Below are 20616 nucleotides of genomic sequence, written 5' to 3'. Positions count from 1 at the left end.
CGGCCTCCTGCCAGCGGCGATACCGCAGGTGACGCGCGACGCAACCCCCGGCGGCGTCGGTCCGCCGGCAGAAGTGTCCCACGCGCCCAAGGGATACGGCAAGGGATACGACAGGCGGTCTGCACCGTTATACCCGCACGCGCGTCCTGCCGACGCGATCCTGGAACATCATGGCCCTCACCCCCCGTCTCTCCGGCAAGCTGGCGGCGCGCGCGCATCATTCGCCCGCCGCCGCCGGTTTCCTCCACCGCCTCGCGCCGTTCTTCGCCGCCGATCAGGTCGTCGGCGGGCCGCTGCTCATCGCCACGATCGTCGCTTTGGTCTGCACCAACCTGCCGATCGCGCATGATTATCAGACGATGTGGGACAGCACGCTCGAAATCCGGCTCGGCAGCTTCCGCGCCGCGCACCCGCTCGCCGACTGGGTGAACGAGGCGCTGCTGCCGCTGTTCTTCCTGATCATCGGCGCGGAGGTGAAGCGCGAATTCACCAAGGGCGCGCTGTCGACCGTGCGCACTGCGATGTTCCCGCTCGCCGGCGCGATCGGCGGGATCCTTGTTCCCGTCGCGGTCTATCTCGCCCTCAACTACGGCACCGAGGCGGCGAGCGGCTGGGGCACCGTCATCACCTCCGACACCGCCTTCGCGCTCGCGATCATCGGCATGTTCGCGACCCGGCTGCCCGTGTCGATCCGCGCGGTGCTGCTGGCGTTCGCGGCGATCGACGATGTCGGCGGGCTGCTCGTCATCGCGGTCGCCTATACCGGCACCCTGGTCCTGCCGATGCTGGTCGTCGCGGCGGTCGCCTATGTCGCGATCTTCGTGCTGCTGCGGCTGAAGCTCGTCTCGCCCATCCCCTATGTACTGCTCGGGCTGATCGTCTGGGCGGGCGTCTATGCCTCGGGCATCCATGCGACGATCGCCGGCGTGATGCTCGGGCTGTTGTCGCCGACCCAGTCGCGGCTGTCCGAACGCCGCTTCGCCGAGCGCGTTCAGGCCCCGATCGACCGCTTCAAGCAGGCGGTCGACGAGGCGGAGTCGGGTGACCCCGAGGAAAACGAGGAAATCCAGCGCAAGGCGCAGCAACAGCTCGGCTATATCCAGGAAATGACCGAGGCGACCGACGAACCCGCCGAACGTCTCGTCCAGATGCTCAACCCCTGGGTGTCCTATGTCGTCCTGCCGCTGTTCGCGCTGTCGGCGGTGCGGATCCATTTCTCGTCGGACCTGCTCGCCGACGCCGCGGGATCGCTGCTCGGGATCGGCGTGTTCGCCGGGCTCGCGTTCGGCAAGCCGCTCGGCTTCGTCACCGCGACCTGGCTGGCGGTCAAGGCGGGCGCTGCCGAACTGCCCGACGCGGTCACCTGGCGGATGGTGCTCGCGATCGGCGCGCTGTCGGGGATCGGCTTCACCATCTCGCTGTTCATCGCCAATCTCGCCTTTCCCGATGCGCAGCGGACCGAGATGGCCTCGCTCGCGGTGCTCGCCGCGTCGCTCGCCTCGGGTGCGCTTGGCTATATCCTGCTCCGCACCGCCGCGGCGCGGACCGAGGCCGGCTGAGTACGGAACCTCCGCCGGGCACCGGGCGCTTCCATGGGGTTCTCGCGTGATGGAGGTATGACGATGACCGAAGCCTATTGGGGCGACACGACGCCGCCCGACATCGACTGGCGGATGAGCGCCGCGCTCGAAAACGTACCCCGCGGCGACACCGACGTCGCCGAGGTGACCAGCCTCGAGACCGCGGTCCGCACCTGGACGACGCTCGATCCCGAGCATCAGCGCGCCGCGACGCTGACGCCCGAGCATGCGCTCCAGATCGGCCCCGAGGGCGCGGTCCGGCACTTCACCGGCGACGCGATCGCAGCACTCGCCGCACTGCTCCCGACCGCAGGGCGCGCGGCCCCGGTCGACGACGACCCCGAAGCCGCCTGAACGCGTCGTTTCGGGGCCCGGACAGCGCCTGTCCGGCCCCGAAACCCGCGGAATTCCGCGGCCCGACGGGGGTCTCGACCACCCGACCGCCTCCCGACGCCCGATCCCGTATCTGGTGTCGAAACGGCCCCGACCACACCATCCCTAGGTGCAAGTCGGATAATTCGCGGCTCTTATCGAAATAAGTGCATAGCGATATCCGGCCCGATCATGTAGATAAATGGCGTCACGCAGCGCCGCCCATCGGCGACGCCGGGCCCAGCTAGGACGGAGACGACATGCGCAGCAAATCGCACTCTGCCGCCGGGCGGACACCGGCCGACGCCACCTGGATTCGGGTATTCTGCACCACAGCCCGCAGCCGTGTGCGTGCGACGCAGAAAGGGCGCCCCGGATCGCTCCGGAACGCCCCTGTCGTGCACTCGGCGCGCCCCCTCCGCTCGGGAGAGGGCGCCGCGCGGTTACTCGCTCTCTTCGAACGTCAGCGCGTTTGCGCCGGTCGCGCTCAGGCGGACCTTGTCACCCTCGATCTCGGCGACGAGGCCGAGCGAGATATAGTGATGCTTGGCGCCCTGCCCGTCCTGCGACTGCGGCGAATCATTCTTGGTCAGCTTGATGCGGTCGCCGTCGACATGATCGACGGTACCGACATGAACGCCGTCCGCGCCGATGACTTCAGCGTGTTCCTTGATCTGGGTTGCGTCGACCATTTTGCGTCTCCTGTGGTGGGTCCGGGTGCAGAACGCGCGTCTCGGGCATTGGTCGCATGACCTATGGCAGCGCCATCATGTTTGTCGTCGCGGCCCTGCTCGGGATCATCGGCGTCGCGATGCTGTTGCGGCTGCGCAGCCCCGATGTCAGCGACAAGCAGGTCTATGCCTTCCGGATGATCGGCATCATGCTCACCTCGGGCGCGATCGTGCTCGCGCTCTCGGCGGGCGCGATGTGGCAATGGACGCTCGAATCGTGAACACGCTCGTCCTGATCCTCGCGGTCGTCGGCATCTGCGCGGCGAACATGATCCTCGGCCGTCACTGGAGCCGGCTCGACCATAATCCCTGGTCGGGCGACTTTCGCGGCGAGACCTTCTGGGGTCCGACGCCCGGCTGGAACCCCGGCGCGCTCGACATCGGCAAGATCCGCCAGCGCGGCCGCGTGCTGATGATCGCCGCACCGATCGCGTCGCTGCTGTTCCTCGTCGTCGTCATCACCAGTTCAAGCCGTTTCTAGCTTCACCAGTTTCCTCAATTTCCTAAATTTGTCCCGGAGTATCCCATGTCCCTCCTCGAAGCCCGCAAGCAGTACAAGCCGTTCGAATACCCCTGGGCGTTCGAATTCTGGAAGCGCCAGCAGCAGCTGCACTGGCTCCCCGAGGAAGTGCCCCTGGGTGAGGATTGCCGCGACTGGGCGCAGAAGCTCAGCGATCATGAGCGCAACCTGCTGACGCAGATCTTCCGCTTCTTCACCCAGGCCGACGTCGAGGTGCAGGATTGCTACCACGAGAAATACGGCCGCGTGTTCAAGCCGACCGAGATCAAGATGATGCTGGCCGCGTTCAGCAACATGGAGACGGTGCACATCGCCGCCTACAGCCATCTGCTCGACACGATCGGCATGCCCGAGAGCGAATATGGCGCCTTCCTCGAATATGCCGAGCTGAAGGACAAGCATGACTACATGCAGAGCTTCGGCGTCGACAATGACGAGGATATTGCGCGCACGCTCGCGATGTTCGGCGGCTTCACCGAGGGCGTCCAGCTCTTCGCCTCGTTCGCGATGCTGATGAACTTCCCGCGCTTCAACAAGATGAAGGGCATGGGCCAGATCGTCACCTGGTCGATCCGCGACGAGAGCCTGCACTGCGAGGGCATCATCAAGATGTTCCACACCTTCTGCGCCGAGCGTCAGTGCCTCACCAAGGCGGTCAAGGACGACATCGCCGATGTCTGCCAGACGACGATCCGCCTCGAGGACAATTTCATCGATCTCGCCTTCGAAATGGGTCCGGTCAACGGCATGACCCCCAAGGAGATCAAGAAGTATATCCGCTTCATCGCCGACTGGCGCATGACGCAGCTCGGCCTGAAGCCGATCTACATGATCGACGAGCACCCGCTCCCCTGGCTCGCCCCGATGCTGAACGGCGTCGAGCACGCCAACTTCTTCGAACAGCGCGCCACCGAATATTCGAAGGCCGCGACCAAGGGCCAGTGGAACGACGTCTGGGACAGCTTCGACAAGCGCCAGACCGCCAAGAAGGGCCCCGCCGCGAACGAGGACCTCGCCGACGGCGGCGACATGTTCTCGCTGGCTGGGGTTGCGGCGGAGTAAGTCGCGCCGCGCGCGGGTTTAGCCACCGCTAAACCCCGCCCCGGCGGCGCGACCGGCCGGCGGCGCCATCAGCGCCGGCCGACGGCATGGGCTTTGCCCATGCCGGCCGATCCGTTCTCGACCGGGTTCAACTTGGGCCTGCCACAATTCTGGGTACGCGTTGCCGGGCTTTCGCCAACGACCCCAGGAACGGCAGCGGCAGGCCATGGACGAACCGCTTCCCATCGAGATCCGTCAAACGGTAAACTTCACCCGCTGGTTCACCGGGCTTCGTGACATACGCGCCAAGGCCCGGATCGCCGTCTGCATCCGCCCTTTGTCGCTCGGCCACTATGGCGACGTCAAATCGCTGGGGGGTGGTATCGGCGAACTGCGCATCGACTATGGCCCGGGCTATCGGATCTACATCACACGCCGCGGCGCAACGCTCGTCCTCCTGCTGACGGGAGGTGACAAATCGCGACAGAGCGACGATATTCGCCGGGCCCGCGCGATCGCCGAGGCTTGGGAGTCCGACTGATGGGCATCGAAACGACCAGATGGAGCCCCACCGCGCATCTCGACAGCGACGCCGCGGTGCTCGCCTATCTCGAAGCAGTCTTCGAAGACGGCGATCCGGCGCTGATCGCTGCCGCGCTGGCCGACGTAGCCCAAGTCCGCGGTATCGCCGATCCGCCCAGCCCTCGGCCGGATATCGCGCTAGATTCGGTCATCCGCACCCTCAAGGCGCTCGGCCTGGAGCTGACCGCAAAGGCAGCCTGATCCGACAGCCCTTCGCACGCTTCCAGCCGTCATAGCCGCGGTCGACCGGCCCGCCGTCGCCGACTTCCAGCTTTTCCCGTGCCTCGACCTGTGGAGCCATAGCGACGACATATCAGCGTTTCAGCCTTGCGGTGAGCCTCAGCACCAGGGCGACCGCTTCCCCCCGCCGTAACGCCGCGCCAGCCCCTCGCGGACCAGCGTGTCGCCCAGCGATCGCCCGTCGCGCTGCACCAGCCGGAGCTTGCGCCCATATTTGTCGACGTCGCGCTTGATCCGCGTCAGCGTGAACGGCCCCGCATTGAGCAGCGCCTGCATCCGCAGCGTCGCGCGGTGGCCCGCGCGCGCCTCCGCCTTGCAGCGCGGCGGGTGCGTTTCGGGGGTGTCGATATCGGCGATGCGGATCTTGGTGCGGTTCATCCAGAAGGTGTCGCCGTCGACCATGCAGTTGACCCGCTTGGCCCGGCCACAGATCGTGAAGCGCGCCGACACCGCCTTCCCCGCCCCCACCGCGCCGGCCCCAGCCCCGGATACAGCCCCAGACCCGGCCCCGACGATCATCCCGCCAGCGGCCCCCGCGGCGGCAGCGGCGGCGGTCGCGGCCGTGCTGCCCAGACCCGCTGCGGACGGCGCGACGTCGGTGGCGGTATCGCGCAGCCGTCCCCAGCCGCCCGGCACGTGGAGCTGCCCCGCAGGCCAGGTGACGCCGAACCCGGTCGGCCATTCGACCTTCAGGCCCGGCGGGACGAGCGGCGACCAGTCGATCTTGCGCAAAGTCGGCACCATCAGCCCGATCAGCACACCGTAGAACACCAGGCGGAGCTGTAGCGCGAGACCCGGACCGCTCCGACGACGGGCGCCACCCGTCCCGCGATTGCCGCTCAGCAACCGCATAAAATCAAACACATACTCCATCGCCTTTCGCGCCTACGCGGCCACGAGTCGATGTCACTCGCGCGTCGACTCACATGCGGCGAAGCGAGTCGGAAATGCGCCAGAACGCATCGGGAACATCAGGAGGACGTCATGGCACCGCCCGACGCCTCTCCACGCGGCCCGGCCGATCCGCGCCGGACACAAAAAAGGGCGGGCTGCGATCGCTCGCACCCCGCCCGATTTCACGTACCTAAGCCAAGGCTCAGAAGTGCGTGACGATACCCAGCATCGGGCGGAAGCTCTGCGCGTCGCCGAAGGTGTTGACCTCGGCGCGGATGCGGAAGCCCGCGTTACCGGTGATGCCCTTCAGGCCGATGCTCTGCGGACCGACTTCGGCGCCGATGCCGTAGGTGATCGCGCTATAGTCGCGGTTCGTGTTGGGAACCGTGTTCGACAGGCCCGAGAAATGGTCGAAGTTGACCCACTGGTAGCCGACCTTGCCGTAGATCAGGCCGCTGTCGCCAGCGCGGAAACCGAAACGGCCTGCTGCGCCATACTGCCAGTCGATGTTGCCATCGATGCCCTTGATCACGTTACCTTCTGCGCCGACGAAGACCGGGCCCAGCGGAACGTTGACGCCCAGGACGCCCTGAACGAGCGAACCCGAGGGCTTGTAGCCGCGACGCAGCGTGCCGTTGGCGTTCAGCGCCTGCGGGATGCCGTGGCCGGCTTCGTTGTCGAACTGCTCCCAACCGCCCATGACGCCGAAATACGGCTCGATCCCGAAGGCCTTCGAGCCGTCCGGTGCAGCGGCTTCGCCGGGCGCTGCGCTGTTGTCGGTGGGGGCAGGAGCCGACATGTCCTGCGCGAACGCCGGAGCGGCGAGGGCGGCTGCTGCGATGGCGACTGCGATGGAAAGCTTACGCATATTCGAATGACCTTCTTGTTTCGTTCTGGGTCCCGCCGCCCCGGACAACCCGTGGCGCGTGACACTCAGGCCCTCCAAACAGGTCGATGACGAAAATGTTGCACCGCCGTTCGTCGATTTCGGGAACAATCGCCGGCTGTGGCAAGATGGCAACGGTTTCTGACGGTCGGATGAACGAACAAGGGCGAAACCGCGGCCATCATGGCGGCTTCGTGGCTTTTCCCGGGCGGCGGCAAGACGCTACGGATACCCGGGTTTCAGCGGCTTAGCGGCGTCTGGGCGCGCTGGTGACGGGCGCGCGCGGCGGCGGGATCACCGGGTCGACCGAGCTGGATTCGATCCGCCAGAGATGCGCCTCGGCGCTCGCGGTCTCGATCCCGTCATTGACGCGGTGCAGCAGAACCATCCCGTCATCGGCAAAGCGCGTCCCGTCGCGGAGCGTCCCCGACACGCGCACCGGCACCGAGATGTGCAGCTGACCCGCCCCCGCATCGACGCTGCCCGGCGCCGCGATGCTCGCGTCATAACGGGCATAGCGCGCAAAGCGGTTCGCGAAGCCCGCCCGGTCGAGCGTCGAGGATTCCCCGTCGCGACACCAGAGCGCGCGCGCCCCAACAAAGTCATGCGCCGCGATCCGCTGATAATAGCGTCGCACCACCGCCGCCGCCGCCTCGGGCAAGGTCTCTGGCGCCGCCGCCGCGATCTTGGTGGTGCCGACGGGATGCCGGCCGGGGCGGCTGTCCGCCGCATAGCGCGCGATGTCCTGTTGCGCGCGCGCCGCCGCCGCGGCGACGTCGAGCTGCTGCTGCTGCTTTGGGTCCGAGCAGCCGCCCAGGCCGCATCCCAGAAGGATCGGCATCACGCCGCCGGTTGCGATCACGATACGCACGCGCGCCTCCTACATCGAAGCGGAGACGCGCGTGTGGGGATCGCTGCCGCACGCGCGTCGGGGGATCGCAGGGATCAGGGCTTCAGCGCGACGTCGTCGGCATCGTCCAGTTCGTCATCGTCGATGCTGCCATCGTCGAGCTCGTCCTGAACGTCGTCCTCGTCGATATCGTCCTCGTCCATCGTCACGGTCGAATCGGTCTGGCCGACCGCTTCCGAATCCATGTCGATGTCGTCGATCGGCTCGTCCTCGTCGTCGTCCGTGCCCAGATCCGGGCTCAGATCGGTGACGATCGCGCCGTCTACGGGGCCGCTGCGCGTCGCCTCGAGGATCTCGGCGCGCTGGCTCTCGTCATAGCCGTACCCGTCGTCGCCCGTGCCCATGCCGGGAACCTGATGTCCGCCCATGCTATCGCTCCTGCTCAGGCCGCGTCGTGCGGTCTCGCGTCAAGGAACGGCGGGCACGCATGCCCGGTTCCGTCACTCGGCCGGTTTGACGACGATCGCAGGCCGGAACAGGCGGCCCCGTTCCGTCAGCGCGACGACTGCCAGCGCCGCGAGCCCCGCGAGCAGGAAGCCGAGCACCAGCGGCACCGTCGTCCCGTCGAACGCCTGGCCGATCACCGCGCCGATCACCGCGCCCGCGGTGACGCTGACGAACCCCTGCACGCTCGAGGCGGTGCCGGCGATCCGCCCCATATTCTCCATCGCCATCGCCGAGAAATTCGACGTCGCCAGCCCGAAACAGCCGAGCGTCAGCGCCTGGAACACCGCAAAGCTCGTGAGCGATTCCCAGTTCGCCTCGATCGCGCCCAGATGCACCAGCGACACCAGGATCAGCCCCGACAGCGCGCAGTGGCTGATCAGCCGCGTGCCGAGCTTCATCACGATCCGCGAATTCATCAGATTGGCCGCCGCCATCGTGACCGAGGTGACCGCGAAGATCAGCGCGAGCAGGTCGGGCTTGGCGAACACGTCCGCCATGATCTGCTGGATCGAGTTGAGATAGCCATAGAGCGACCCCATCAGCGCGGTCGCCGCCAGCGTATAGCCGAGCGACAGCCGGTCGCTAAGCGTCTGCCGCCAGTCCGACAGGATCCGCGCCGGCGTGATCGGCAGGACGTTCTCGGGCGCCAGCGTCTCGGGCATCCGGACCCAGAACCAGGCGAGCACGACCAGCGTCAGGCCTGCGATCACCCAGAAGATCGCGCGCCAGTCGCCGAACTGCAGCACGCTCCAGCCGAAGGTCGGCGCCAGGATCGGCACGATCATGAACACCATGAACGCGATCGACATCACCCGCGCCATCGCCCGCCCGTGATAACAGTCGCGCACCAGCGCGATCGTCGCGACCCGCGCCGCGGCGATCACCGCCCCGCCTGCGACCCGCGCGATCAGCAGCAATGTGAAGCTCCCCGCCAGCGCGCAGGCGACATTGGCGAGCGCATACAGCCCCAGCGACCAGAGCAGCACCGTGCGGCGCCCGAACCGGTCGGCGAGCGGCCCGTGGACGAGCTGCGCGACGCCGAAGCCGATGACGAACGCGGTCACGATATATTGCCGGCTGTTCTCGCTCGCGATCCCCAGCGACTCGCCGATCGCGGGCAGCGCGGGCAGCATCGAATCGATCCCCAGCGCGGTCAGCGACATGAGGGCTGCGACCAGCGCCACGAACTCGACAAAGCCGATCGGCGCGCCGCGCATCGCGGGCGCGTCGGATACTAAGGTTTCTGCGGTCATGATGCGGCGCCCTACCGCGTTATCGCTACCTACGAAACCCGCTATCCACCCTGCCACAGCCACCACGCGAAATCCCGCCAGGCAATTGGCACCGCCCCCCCGCGTCGCTATATCGGCGCTCCCCTATCCGGACATCCTTCCATGCTCGACAGCCCCGCCGCCCAGGTTCCCACACTCAGCCTCGCCGATCAGGCGCGCGACCCCGATGGCTTTGCCGCCGCACTCGGCAACTCGTTCGAACGCTTCGGTTTTGCGATCGTCGCCGATCACGGCATCCCGACCGATCTGATCGACCAGGCCTGGGCCGAGACCAAGGCGCTGTTCGAGCTGCCCGAGGACGAGAAGCGCGGCTATTTCGCGCCCGGCGGCGGCGGCGCGCGCGGCTACACCCCGTTCAAGACCGAGATCGCCAAGGACGCCAAAGTCGTCGACCTCAAGGAATTCTGGCATGTCGGCCGCGAACTCCCCGCCGGCCACCGCTACGAGGCGCAGATGTCGCCGAACGTCTGGCCGACCCGTCCCGAGGGCTTCAAGCCGGTCTTCCTCGATCTGTTCAAGGCGTTCGACACCGCGGGCGACAAGCTGCTCTCCGCGATCGCGCGCCACCTGAAGCTCGCGCCCGACTGGTTCGACTCCGCGGTCAAGGACGGCAACAGCGTCCTGCGCCTGCTCCACTACCCGCCGATCCCCGCCGATGCCGAGGGCGTCCGCGCCGGCGCGCATGAGGACATCAACCTCATCACCCTGCTGCTCGGTGCGGAGGAGGCGGGCCTCGAACTGCTCGACCGCGCGAACGGCCGCTGGCTGTCGATCAAGCCGCCCGAGGGCGCGATGGTCGTCAATGTCGGCGACATGCTCCAGCGGCTGACCAACCACGTCCTGCCCTCGACCACGCACCGCGTCGTCAACCCGCCGCCTGAGCGCCGCGGCCATTCGCGCTACTCGATGCCCTTCTTCCTGCATCCCGCGCCGGATTTCCTGATTCAGACGCTGCCGGCGACGATCACCGCGGAAAACCCCAACCGCTACCCCACCCCGATCACCGCGCACGACTATCTCTACGAACGCCTGGTAGAGATCGGCCTGATCAAGAAGTAACTCCTCTTCTACCACCCCGGCGAAGGCCGGGGCCAAGTTGGGGAACGGCAATAACCGCGGACACCGCTCCGTTATGCCGACCTCTCCACCTGGACCCCGGCCTTCGACGGGGAGGGGCGACACGTGCGCCCGGCCCGCCCCCCGCCACCACCCCGGCGAAGGCCGGGGCCCAGTTGGGGGACGGCAATAACCGCGGACACCGCTCCGTTACGCCGACCTTCCCAACTGGACCCCGGCCTGCGCCGGGGAGGTGCAATGGGGGTTCTTCGCAGCCTCAATCGAACCCGTTCGCCAGAAACCGCTCCGCCACCGCGCAGTGCACCGCGATGCCGTGCGCCATCACCCGCTCGTCGATCGTCATCTTCGTATTGTGCAGCGGCGGATTGGTCCGCGGGTCGCTTCCCTCGGGCGCCGCGCCGATGAACGCCATCGCGCCGGGCAGCTTCTGCAGCACGTAGGAGAAATCCTCCGCCCCCATCATCGGCGGCATCACCTGATAGGCGCCCTCGCCGCCGATCGTGGTCGCCACCGCCTTGATCAGATCGGTCGCGCGCGGATCGTTCACGGTGACGGGATAGCCCTGCTCGATCGTCGGCGTCCCGACCGCACCATGCGCTGCGGCGATCCCCTCGACCATCCGCACGAACGCCCCGCGCAGCTGTTCGCGCGTCCGCTCGGACAGCGTCCGCATCGTCCCCAGCATCTCGACGCTCGACGGAATGACGTTGTGCGCCGACCCCGCATTCAGCTTCGTGATCGACAGCACCGCGGGGTCGGTCACCGCCACCTGTCGCGCGACATAGGTCTGCAGCGCGGTGACGATCTCGCACGCGATCGGCAGCGGATCGAGGCAGTCGTGCGGCATCGCCGCATGCCCGCCGCGCCCGGTGATCGTCGCGCGCAGCGTGTCGGTCGACGCCATCAGCGTCCCCGACCGGCTGACGACATGCCCCATCGGCATGTTGGGCGAGATGTGCAGCGCGAACCCCGCCTCGGGCAGCGGCGCATCGAGCAGCCCGTCGGCGATCATGTGCCGCGCGCCGTGATGCCCCTCCTCGCCCGGCTGGAACATGAATACGACGGTGCCCGGCAGATCGTCCCGCCGCGCGCACAAGGCCTTGGCCGCGCCGACCAGCATCGCGGTATGCGAATCATGCCCGCACGCATGCATCGCGCCGTCGACCTTCGACGCGAACGGCAGCCCCGTCTCCTCCTGCATCGGCAGCGCGTCCATGTCGCCGCGCAGCAGCACGGTCCGCCCATTGCCCCCGGCAGTACCGCCGCCCCGCCCGCCACGCAGGATCGCCACGAACCCGGTCGTGGACGTCCCCTCGCGGATCTCCAGCGGCAGCCCGGCCAGCGCCGCCTTCACCTTGTCCGAGGTACGCGGACAGTGCAGCCCGACTTCGGGATCCGCATGGATCGCGCGCCGCAACTCGATCGCCGCATCGAGGCTTTCCTCACCGATCGCGGCCCAGTCGGTGGTGGATTCGAAATCGAGCGACATGATCGGGTACCTTTGCAAGACATGGTGCACCGGCCCGGCCAACGCCCGGCCCGTGCCGATGCCGCCCTATACCACAGCACCCCACCCCCTCCACCACCCCGCTCCCCCCTTGTGTCCCCGCGAATGCGGGGACCCAGTCTGGGCACCCGCCTTCGCGGGTGAACATGGGGGAGAGAGCTGCCAGTCCCCACACCCCCCCACCACCCCGGCGAAGGCCGGGGCCCAGTTGGGGGACGCCAGTGATGCAGGACAGCGCTCCGTTACAGCGACCTCCCCAACTGGGCCCCGGCCTCCGCCGGGGAGGCGGCTTCAGGGGCTGGGCAGCTTGGGAGGCGGGGCGGCTTCGCAGCGTGGGGCGCTTCGGGTGCGACGACCGTCCCCGTCCCACCCCCATCACCCCCGAAACAACCCCCCCAGCACCCCGCGCAGCACGCTCCCCACAAGTCCACCCCCCGACGCCCCGGCGCGCGACCGCGACCGGCTCCGGCTGCTCGTCCCGAACACCTGTTTCCCGATCTCGTTCGCCACCTGCCGCCCGATCGACGAGCTCGCCGCGCGCGTCGCGGACGACGCCATCTTCGCCCAGGGCGAATCCGCCGCCTCGCGCTCCGCCGCCCGCGCCTCCCGATCCGCCTCACGCTCCGCCGCCCGAGCCTCGCGCGCCGCCTTCGCGTCGAGCTTCGCCTGCGCCACCGCCGCCTTCTCCGCCGCGGTCGTCGCCTTCGCCTCGGCCGCCGCCGCGCTCGCCGCCTCGGTCTTCGCCGCGAGCAGTTCCTCCGCCGACTCCCGATCGACCAAAGTGTCGTATTTCGCCCCGATCGCATCCGTCTCGATCATCACCGCGCGCTCGGCAGGCGTGATCGGCGCGACCCGCGACACCGGCGGCTTGATCAGCGTGCGCGCGACCGGCGTCGGCGACCCGTCCGCCTGCAACAGCGACACCAAGACCTCGCCCACCTTCAGCTCGGTGATCGCGGTCGCGACATCGACCCCCGGATTCGCCCGGAACGTCTCCGCCGCGGAGCGCACCGCCGCCTGGTCGCGCGGCGTGAACGCGCGCAGCGCATGCTGCACCCGGTTGCCGAGCTGCCCCGCGATCGTCTCGGGGATGTCGATCGGGTTCTGCGTGATGAAATACACCCCCACGCCCTTCGACCGGATCAGCCGCACGACCTGCGCGATCGTGTCGAGCAGCGCCTTGGGTGCGGCATCGAACAGCAGATGCGCCTCGTCGAAGAAGAAGCACAGCACCGGCTTGTCGGGATCGCCGATCTCGGGAAGCTGCTCGAACAGTTCGCTCATCAGCCACAACAGGAACGTCGAATAGAGCTTCGGGCTCGCCATCAGCTTGTCCGCGGCGAGGATGTTGACCAGCCCCCGCCCCCGGCCGTCCACGCCGATGAAATCACGCAGTTCGAGCGCGGGCTCACCGAAGAAATGCTCCGCGCCCTGGCTGCGCAACTGGAGCAACGCACGCTGGATCGCACCGATCGACTGTTTCGACACGTTGCCATAGGTCGTCGTCAGCTCGTCCGCCCGCCCCGCGCACTCGCTCAGCATCGCCTGCAGATCGTCGAGATCGATCAGCAGCAGCCCTTCGGTATCCGCGACATGGAAGGCGATCGTCAGCACCCCCTCCTGCACCTCGTTGAGATCCAGCAGCCGCGCGAGCAGCACCGGACCCATCTCGCTGATCGTCGTGCGGATCGGATGCCCCTGCTCGCCAAACAGGTCCCAGAACTGCACCGGCGTGTCGGCATAGGCCCAGCCGTCATCGCCGATCGCCTTGGCGCGCTCGGCAAAGATCGCATGCGTCTTCGCGGTCGGCGATCCCGCCATCGCGAGCCCCGACAGGTCGCCCTTCACGTCGGCGACGAAGCACGGCACGCCGTTCGCCGAAAATCCCTCGATGATTCCCTGCACGGTCACGGTCTTGCCCGTCCCCGTCGCGCCCGCGATCAGCCCGTGCCGGTTCGCGCGTCTGAGCTCGAGCGTCTGCCGCGTACCGTCCGCGCTCGCGCCGATGAAGATGCCGTCGCCCATGCTGCTATGTCCTCGCTGTCGATCCCGATCCTAACCCCGCGCCCGGCAAAGAAAAAGGACCGCCGCTCGGGTGAGCGACGGTCCTTCGGGACACGCGAGTGTCGGGTGGATTACTTGATCTTGACCGGCAGGAACTGCGCCGGCCCGCGCCCGCGCTTGACCTGCAACAGCACCTGCGGGCGCCCGGCGGCCTTGGCCGTCGTGACCGCGCCCTGCAGCTCGGTTGCGCTGCGCACCGGCGTGCCGTTGACCGAGATGATCACGTCGCCGCGCTTGAGCTTGCCGAACGCATCGCTCGTCTGCGCGACGGCCGCGATCACCACGCCCTGCGTGCCCGCCTCGACGCCGACCGCCTGCGCGATCGCCGGGGTCAGCGGCTGGACGCCGATCCCGAGCGCCGCACCCGCGGTGGGTGCCGCGCCGGTCGCTGCGTCATCGTCATCGCCGTCATCGGTGCCGAAGCCCTGCGCGTCACCGCCCAGCGTCGCCGCCAGCTTGTCAGCGCTCGGCCGCGGTACCACGACCACGTTCGCGCTCGTCGGCTTGCCGTTGCGCAGGATGTCGAGCCGCGCGGTCTGGCCGGGCTTCACGTTCGACACGAGGTAGGACAGCGACTGGTCGACCGTGACCACCTGGCCGTTGACCTTGGTCACCACGTCGCCCGCGCGCACGCCGGCGCGCGCCGCGGGCCCGCCCGCGGTGACGTCGTTGATCAGCTCGCCCTGATTCTTGGCGATGCCAAGCGCCGCTGCGGTATCCTCGTCGATCGTGCCACCCCGGCCCAGCGTCACGCCGATATAGCCGCGCTCGATCGTGCCGCCCTTCATGAAGGTCGCGATGATCGGCTTGGCGGTCGCCGCGGGGATCGCGAAACCGATGCCGATATTGCCGCCCGACTGGCTGAAGATCTGCGAATTCACGCCGATCACATTGCCGTTCAGGTCGAACATCGGCCCGCCCGAATTGCCCTGGTTGATCGATGCGTCGGTCTGGATGAAGCGGTCATACGCGCCGCCCTGCCCGGTGACGCGGTTGATCGCCGAGATGATCCCCGCGGTCACCGTGCCGCCCAGCCCGAACGGCTCGCCGATCGCGACGACCCAGTCGCCGACGCGCGCGCCGTTCGAATCGCCGAACTTGACGAAGGGCAGGTTCGGCGCGTCGATCTTCAGCAGCGCCAGGTCCGATTCCTGGTCCTTGCCGATGACCTTGGCGACATATTCCTTCTTGTTGCTCAGCGTCACCGTGATCGAATCGACCGTCGCGCCCTGCGCGCCCGGCGAGATCACGTGATTGTTGGTGACGACATAGCCGTCCGCCGAGATCAGGAAGCCCGAGCCGAGCGACGCACCCTCGCGCTTGACCGGCGGGCCACCCTGCGGACCGCCGCCCATGCCGCCGAACAGCTCGCCGAACGGCGTGCCCGCGAACGGGTTGGCCTGCTGCTTCTGGACGATCGTCTGCTTGGTCGAGATGTTCACGACCGCGGGCTGAAGCCGCGCGACCATGTCGGCAAAGCTCATCGGCGCGCCGGGCTTGGGCACGACCGCCTGGATCGCGCCGGGTTCGTTCTGGGCGACCTGGCCGGTCCCCGAAGCGGTGCCGGGCTGGAGCGCGAGCGTCGCGGTCGCGCCGCCGAGCAGTAGAGCGCTGGTAATGGCGTAGGCGTAACGCACTGGATATTGTCCTCTCGTTTCATCGTCCGAAACCGGGGTTTCATCGCCGATTACGGCTGAACGACGCTTGAATATGAACGGGTGTTCAGAGCAAGCTCACGGGCTTTAACGCCCGCGGCCCTCGAATTCCCGCAGATAGCTGTTGTTCGGCGAAAGAATTATCGACGTCGATCCTTCGGGTGCCGGACCGCCATCTGCCCCGAACGTGTGCCGGTAGGACTGCATCGCCCGGTAGAAGTCGTAGAAGTCGGCATCCTTGCCAAAGCTCTCGGCATAGATCTTCGCCGAATCGGCGTCCGCCTGCGCACGGACGATCTGCGCCTGCTTCTGGCCCTCGGCGCGGATCGTGATCGCCTCCTGCTGGCGTGCGCTCGACATGCGCTTGAGCGCGCTTTCGAGCGGCAGGCCGACGGGCAGGTTCGCCTGCTTGATCCGCACGTCGACGATCTCGACACCGTACTGGCTCGCCACGCGCTGCAACCCGGTCTGGATATTATCCATCAGCTCGGACCGCTCGGGGCTGAGCAGTTCGACGAAGCGCCGCTTGCCCAGCTCGTTGCGCAGCGCCGACCCCAGGATCGGGCGCAGCTGGTCGGGAATGCGTTCCTCGCTGCCGACCGCGTTGCGCATCTTGCGCGGGTCGACGACGCGGTAGCGCGCATAGGCATCGACCTCGAGCCGCAGCTGGTCGGTCGACAGCACCAGCGTGTTGTCCAGCTCGATGTCCTGCACGCGCTTGTCGATCCACACGATGCGGTCGATGAACGGCACGCGTACGATCAGCCCCGCGCCGGTCTGGCCGAACGGCTGGCCGGGCGCATAGGCGTTGACCGTCCGGATCGGCTGGCCGAACCGCAGGATCACCGCCTGCTGCGTTTCCGGCACGATCGCAAAGCTCGCCGCGGCAAGGATCACGAGCACCAGTGCAATCGCGCCCGCGATCAGCGGGTTACGCCAGGTCAGGCCGTTCACTGGGCAGCTCCCGGCTGGGCGGCGGCGGCGGCGGCGGCGGCGGCCGGCGCGGGCGTCGCCGGCTGGGCGGCGCGCGGCGCGACCTCCGGATCGGCGAGCCGCTTGCCGTTGCGCAACGGCAGATAGGGGACGACGCCGCCCGGAGTCTCGACGATCGTCTTGTCGCTCTTGGCCAATACCGCTTCCATGGTCTCGTAATACATCCGTCGACGCGTCACCTCGGGGGCGAGGCGATATTGCTCATAGACCTTGTCGAACGATGCGGCCTCGCCCTGCGCGCGCGCCACGACCTGCTGCGCATAGGAGCGCGACTGGTTGAGGTTGGCGATCGCCTCCTGCTGCGCCGCGGTCACCGCGTTGAAGTCCTCGACGATCTGCGCGGGCGCGGCGGCCTGCTTGATCGCGACGCCCTGGATGCGGACGCCCGACTTATAGTCGTTGAGGATCTGCTGGGTCAGCTCGGCGACGCGCTGCTCGATCACCGTGCGGCCCGTGCCGATCGCCTGCTCCAGCGTCGTCGTCGCGACCACCGCGCGCATCGCGCTCTCGGCCGCGGCGCGCACCGTGGTGTTCGGCTCGGCGAGCTGGAACACGTAATCGCGCGGATCGGCGATGTCCCAGCGCACCGAATAGGCGAGATCGATGATATTCTGGTCGCCGGTCAGCGTCAGGTTCTCGCCGTCGCCGACGGGGAAATTGTCGGTGCGGATATTCTGCACGTCGACCACCTCGACGCTCGCGATCGGCGCGGGCGGGGTCAGGCGGATGCCCGGGTCGAGCGTGCCGGCATATTTGCCGAAATAGGTGACCACGCCGCGCTGCTGCGGCCCGATCTGGTGGAATGACGTGAACAGCAGCCACAGGACCACGATCACCGCGACCGCGATCGCCCACAGCGCGCGCGCATTGGCGCCCGTCGGCAGGCCGCCGAACCCGCCGCCGCTGCTGCCGCCGCCGCCACCGCCGCCCGAGACCCGCGCCTTTTTCAGGAATTCGTCGAGCGCGCTCGGCTTGCCGGTCGGCTTGCGACCGCCGGGGGGCAGCGCCCAGGGATTGCGGGGGCCGCCGCCCTCGCCGGCATTGTCGTCACCCGAGCCGCCCCAGGGGCCCTTTGGCGTTTCGACGGCGAGAATGGGGGGACGCCGGAGCCAGCGCGTAAAGATCGTCATCCAACCTTTATAGGTGTGCCATCGCGGAAAAACAGTGCCAAGCGCCCGCCACGGGCCTATCTGGCGGCGATGATCGACATTGAAGCGGTAAAGGCGGCGATTGCCGCAGTGGCGGGCACGCGCGCCACGGTGCGACTCGAAGGAACGCGGCTCGGCGTGGTGGTCGATGCGACCGGCCTCGACCCGAAGGCGCGCGACGCGCTCGAGGCGACGGTGAAGATGGCCGCGACCGCGCCGGGCGTCGGCGAGGTGCGCGTGGTCATGACCGCCGAACGCACCACCCGCCGGCTGATCGCGGTCGCCAGCGGCAAGGGCGGGGTCGGCAAGTCGACGCTGTCCGCCAACCTCGCCATCGCGCTGTCGAAGGCCGGGCGCCGCGTCGGCCTCGTCGACGCGGACATTTACGGCCCGTCGCAGCCACGGCTGATGGGGGTCGAGGGCACCCGCCCGACCGCCAAGGACAAGGTGCTCGACCCGGTCCCCACCCCCTACGGCGTCCCCCTCCTGTCGATGGGCCAGCTCGTTGATCCAGGTCGCGCGCTCGCCTGGCGCGGACCGATGGCGGCGGGCGCGCTCGGCCAGCTGGTCGAGGCGGACTGGGGCGCGACCGACACGCTCGTGCTCGATCTTCCCCCCGGCACCGGCGACGTCCAGCTGACGATGGTCCAGAAATACCGTCCCGCGGGCGCGATCATCGTCTCGACCCCGCAGGACCTCGCGCTGATCGACGCCCGCCGCGCGATCGACCTGTTCGAGAAAGCCGGGATCCCGATCATCGGGCTGGTCGAGAACATGGCCGGCTATGTCTGCCCGCATTGCGGCGAAAGCTCGGATCCGTTCGGCAACGGCGGCGCCGAGGCGGCGGCGCGTGAGCTCGGCATCGCGTTCCTCGGCCGCGTCCCGCTGACGCTGTCGATCCGCACCGCCTCCGACGCGGGAACGCCCCCCGCGGCCGAGCCCGACGACGTGATCTTTGCCGCCCTCGCCGCTCAGGTCGTCGCATGGATTGGAAAAATGTGAAACGTTTTGGGGCCCGCACCGTTGTGCAGTTACCGGTCGTGCCTGGCGCGTAGAGCTACGGCACGAGCGGACCAGGATTCCAGCCACCCGACCGGTCTATGTACAGACCCGGACGGGTGCTCCCCGAAGAGGACGCCGCGATGCCTCTTACCGCCAATTCCGATATCAAGGCGCTTCTCGAAAACGCGCGCACGATCGCGCTGGTCGGCGCCTCCGACCGCCCCGACCGCCCCTCCTACGGCGTGATGGCGCGGATGCAGGCGCACGGTTATCGCGTCATTCCGGTCAACCCGCAGATCACCGGCGAGCACATCCACGGCGAATTCGTCTTCCGCGAACTCGCCCAGCTCGGCGACCAAATCGACATCGTCGACATCTTCCGCAACTCCGCCGCCGCGGGCGAGGCCGTCGACCAGGCGATCGCAGTCGGCGCGAAAGCGGTGTGGATGCAGCTCGGCGTGGTCAACGAGGCTGCCGCCGCCCGCGCCGAAGCCGCCGGGCTTCAGGTCGTCATGGACCGCTGCCCCGCGATCGAGATCCCCCGGCTCGGCGTCGCCAGGATAGATCGGGATCCGACCGACTGACGCTTGCGGCTCGCCTGCGCGTGCGTCACCCTCGCGACGAGCTTCGTATCGGCCCATCGCGTATCGGGGACAGGTCATGTTCGCCTTGCTTCTGGCTCTCGCTCAGGACCCGCTGCTCGCCAAGGCCAGCGAGCGACTCGCCGCCGAACCCCGCTGCGTCATCGATCCCGCCTCGACCGACATCACCGTCTGCGGCCTGCGCCAGGCGGATCGGTTCCGCGTGCCGTTCGTCGAGCACGACCCCGGCGATCCGCGCCATGAAAGCCTCGCCGCGGAACGCGTCCGGCTGCTCAACGCGCGCACCCCGGTCCAGGACATGGGCCCGTTCCAGGTCGGCGGCGGCATGGCCGGCGTGTCGGTCGGCGTCGGCGCGGCGGGCGTCACCGCCGGCGGCCTCCGCAAACCCGCACCCTGACCCCCGCGCCATCACGCCCCCGCCATCAGCCCCCCGCCATCTGGACAGTGGCAAGACGCCCCGATCGGGTCCATGCTCGGGCGATGCCCATGATCACCGCAAACCGTTGAGGCGCCGTCGATGATTCTCGTCACCCTGCTCGCGCTCGCACAGGCCGGCGCTACACCTGCGGCCAAGCCCGCCGCCACACAGGTATCGTCCGCCCCGACCGAGAAGAGCTGGTCGATCCTCAATCCCCCCGACTGTCCGGTGGTGAAGGAGGGCGACAAGACGATTACCGTCTGCGCGCCCGGCACCCAATCGGGCCCGCGCCTGCCGCTCCCCGACTGGGGCCCGCCCGACCGCCCCGTCGCCGCCAACCCGAACATGACCGCGATCCGCGCGCTGTCGCTCGAGGGCACGCCCTGCGCCGCGACCCAGAGCGGCTGCCAGTCCGGCTTCGGCCCCCCGATCGCCCCGCTCGTCGCCGGCGCCGTCGCGCTCGCCAAAAGCGCCTTCGCCAAGAAACCCGACAAGACCGGCCGCATCGCCATCGACCTGTCCGACCCCGCACCCCCGGCCCCCGCACGGCCGTAACCCACCCCGTCATCCTGACGAACGTCAGGACCCAGAGCCAAGCAGCGCAGCACCCCGCCACCCTGGGTCCCGGGTCAAGCCCGGGATGACGAAGCGGGCG

Annotated in this window: 23 protein-coding genes; 12 read left to right on the top strand and 11 right to left on the bottom strand. The window is 68.3% G+C overall.

Translation table 11 applies throughout. The features are described from left to right. Nucleotides 1-170: 170 nt before the first annotated feature. Nucleotides 171-1559 carry a Na+/H+ antiporter NhaA gene (nhaA, locus tag ASE89_RS15355; RefSeq protein WP_056679424.1) on the top strand — a complete coding sequence of 463 codons (1389 nt, stop codon included), beginning with the start codon at nt 171-173 and terminating at the stop codon, nt 1557-1559. A gap of 63 nt (nt 1560-1622) precedes the next feature. Then, nucleotides 1623-1934, top strand: coding sequence for a hypothetical protein (locus ASE89_RS15350; RefSeq protein ID WP_042467039.1), 312 nt, complete (start codon nt 1623-1625; stop codon nt 1932-1934). 461 nt (nt 1935-2395) lie between these two features. On the opposite strand, the gene ASE89_RS15345 is transcribed toward ASE89_RS15350, so the two are convergent. Continuing rightward, nucleotides 2396-2644 (bottom strand): DUF2171 domain-containing protein, encoded by a 249-nt coding sequence (locus ASE89_RS15345; RefSeq protein WP_031396615.1) that lies wholly within the window; start codon nt 2642-2644, stop codon nt 2396-2398. A gap of 56 nt (nt 2645-2700) precedes the next feature. On the opposite strand from ASE89_RS15345, the gene ASE89_RS15340 reads away from it, so the two are divergent. From ASE89_RS15340 to ASE89_RS15320, 5 genes are all read left to right on the top strand, one after another. After that, complete coding sequence (locus ASE89_RS15340; RefSeq protein ID WP_031396614.1) at nt 2701-2904, top strand: hypothetical protein; 204 nt, start codon at nt 2701-2703, stop codon at nt 2902-2904. Continuing rightward, entirely contained in the window at nt 2901-3164 is a 264-nt protein-coding gene (locus ASE89_RS15335) for a hypothetical protein (RefSeq protein ID WP_031396613.1), read from the top strand. Before ASE89_RS15340 ends, ASE89_RS15335 begins: the two co-directional genes overlap by 4 nt. Nucleotides 3165-3209: 45 nt before the next feature. Then, nucleotides 3210-4265 carry a ribonucleotide-diphosphate reductase subunit beta gene (locus ASE89_RS15330; RefSeq protein WP_056409090.1) on the top strand — a complete coding sequence of 352 codons (1056 nt, stop codon included), beginning with the start codon at nt 3210-3212 and terminating at the stop codon, nt 4263-4265. A gap of 205 nt (nt 4266-4470) precedes the next feature. After that, nucleotides 4471-4785: a type II toxin-antitoxin system RelE/ParE family toxin gene (locus ASE89_RS15325; RefSeq protein ID WP_056679421.1), complete on the top strand. Its 315-nt coding sequence runs from the start codon at nt 4471-4473 to the stop codon at nt 4783-4785. Continuing rightward, nucleotides 4785-5027 carry a helix-turn-helix domain-containing transcriptional regulator gene (locus ASE89_RS15320; protein ID WP_056679418.1) on the top strand — a complete coding sequence of 81 codons (243 nt, stop codon included), beginning with the start codon at nt 4785-4787 and terminating at the stop codon, nt 5025-5027. The genes ASE89_RS15325 and ASE89_RS15320 overlap by 1 nt, the downstream gene beginning before the upstream one ends. A gap of 138 nt (nt 5028-5165) precedes the next feature. On the opposite strand, the gene ASE89_RS21295 is transcribed toward ASE89_RS15320, so the two are convergent. From ASE89_RS21295 to ASE89_RS15295, 5 genes are all read right to left on the bottom strand, one after another. Next, nucleotides 5166-5930 carry a thermonuclease family protein gene (locus ASE89_RS21295; RefSeq protein WP_236701820.1) on the bottom strand — a complete coding sequence of 255 codons (765 nt, stop codon included), beginning with the start codon at nt 5928-5930 and terminating at the stop codon, nt 5166-5168. 232 nt (nt 5931-6162) lie between these two features. After that, nucleotides 6163-6828, bottom strand: a complete 666-nt coding sequence (locus ASE89_RS15310; protein WP_031394478.1) for an outer membrane protein — start codon at nt 6826-6828, stop codon at nt 6163-6165. A gap of 265 nt (nt 6829-7093) precedes the next feature. After that, complete coding sequence (locus ASE89_RS15305; RefSeq protein WP_056679415.1) at nt 7094-7717, bottom strand: hypothetical protein; 624 nt, start codon at nt 7715-7717, stop codon at nt 7094-7096. 74 nt (nt 7718-7791) lie between these two features. Then, a complete protein-coding gene (locus ASE89_RS15300; RefSeq protein ID WP_056679412.1) occupies nt 7792-8124 on the bottom strand; it encodes a hypothetical protein in 333 nt (110 codons plus the stop codon). Nucleotides 8125-8196: 72 nt separating this feature from the next. Beyond that, entirely contained in the window at nt 8197-9456 is a 1260-nt protein-coding gene (locus ASE89_RS15295) for a multidrug effflux MFS transporter (protein ID WP_056679409.1), read from the bottom strand. Nucleotides 9457-9597: 141 nt separating this feature from the next. Between ASE89_RS15295 and ASE89_RS15290 the strand changes: the two genes are divergently transcribed. Beyond that, on the top strand, nt 9598-10554 hold the full coding sequence (locus tag ASE89_RS15290; RefSeq protein ID WP_056679406.1) for an isopenicillin N synthase family dioxygenase: 957 nt from the start codon (nt 9598-9600) through the stop codon (nt 10552-10554). Between the two features lie 274 nt (nt 10555-10828). On the opposite strand, the gene ASE89_RS15285 is transcribed toward ASE89_RS15290, so the two are convergent. From ASE89_RS15285 to hflK, 5 genes are all read right to left on the bottom strand, one after another. Next, nucleotides 10829-12061, bottom strand: a complete 1233-nt coding sequence (locus tag ASE89_RS15285; protein WP_056679403.1) for a M20 metallopeptidase family protein — start codon at nt 12059-12061, stop codon at nt 10829-10831. A gap of 393 nt (nt 12062-12454) precedes the next feature. Then, nucleotides 12455-14104 carry a helicase HerA-like domain-containing protein gene (locus ASE89_RS15280; protein ID WP_056679400.1) on the bottom strand — a complete coding sequence of 550 codons (1650 nt, stop codon included), beginning with the start codon at nt 14102-14104 and terminating at the stop codon, nt 12455-12457. A gap of 110 nt (nt 14105-14214) precedes the next feature. Next, nucleotides 14215-15780: a Do family serine endopeptidase gene (locus ASE89_RS15275; protein ID WP_031439387.1), complete on the bottom strand. Its 1566-nt coding sequence runs from the start codon at nt 15778-15780 to the stop codon at nt 14215-14217. 105 nt (nt 15781-15885) lie between these two features. After that, nucleotides 15886-16752, bottom strand: coding sequence for a protease modulator HflC (gene hflC, locus ASE89_RS15270; RefSeq protein WP_037530602.1), 867 nt, complete (start codon nt 16750-16752; stop codon nt 15886-15888). Next, nucleotides 16749-17921, bottom strand: coding sequence for a protease modulator HflK (hflK, locus tag ASE89_RS15265; RefSeq protein WP_056679397.1), 1173 nt, complete (start codon nt 17919-17921; stop codon nt 16749-16751). Before hflK ends, hflC begins: the two co-directional genes overlap by 4 nt. Before the next feature lie 69 nt (nt 17922-17990). Between hflK and ASE89_RS15260 the strand changes: the two genes are divergently transcribed. From ASE89_RS15260 to ASE89_RS15245, 4 genes are all read left to right on the top strand, one after another. Continuing rightward, nucleotides 17991-18941 (top strand): Mrp/NBP35 family ATP-binding protein, encoded by a 951-nt coding sequence (locus ASE89_RS15260; RefSeq protein WP_056680738.1) that lies wholly within the window; start codon nt 17991-17993, stop codon nt 18939-18941. Nucleotides 18942-19081: 140 nt separating this feature from the next. Then, nucleotides 19082-19525, top strand: a complete 444-nt coding sequence (locus ASE89_RS15255) for a CoA-binding protein (protein ID WP_056680735.1) — start codon at nt 19082-19084, stop codon at nt 19523-19525. Between the two features lie 76 nt (nt 19526-19601). Beyond that, complete coding sequence (locus ASE89_RS15250; protein WP_056679394.1) at nt 19602-19940, top strand: hypothetical protein; 339 nt, start codon at nt 19602-19604, stop codon at nt 19938-19940. Between the two features lie 120 nt (nt 19941-20060). Continuing rightward, nucleotides 20061-20516: a hypothetical protein gene (locus ASE89_RS15245; RefSeq protein WP_156363516.1), complete on the top strand. Its 456-nt coding sequence runs from the start codon at nt 20061-20063 to the stop codon at nt 20514-20516. The last annotated feature ends 100 nt before the right edge of the window (nt 20517-20616 follow it).

Origin of the sequence: Sphingomonas sp. Leaf30 (genome assembly GCF_001422525.1) — a bacterium.
GTDB classification, from domain to species: domain Bacteria; phylum Pseudomonadota; class Alphaproteobacteria; order Sphingomonadales; family Sphingomonadaceae; genus Sphingomonas; species Sphingomonas aerolata.
The sequence above is the reverse complement of the archived record's forward strand: the minus strand, read 5'-3'. Positions and strand labels throughout refer to the sequence as shown.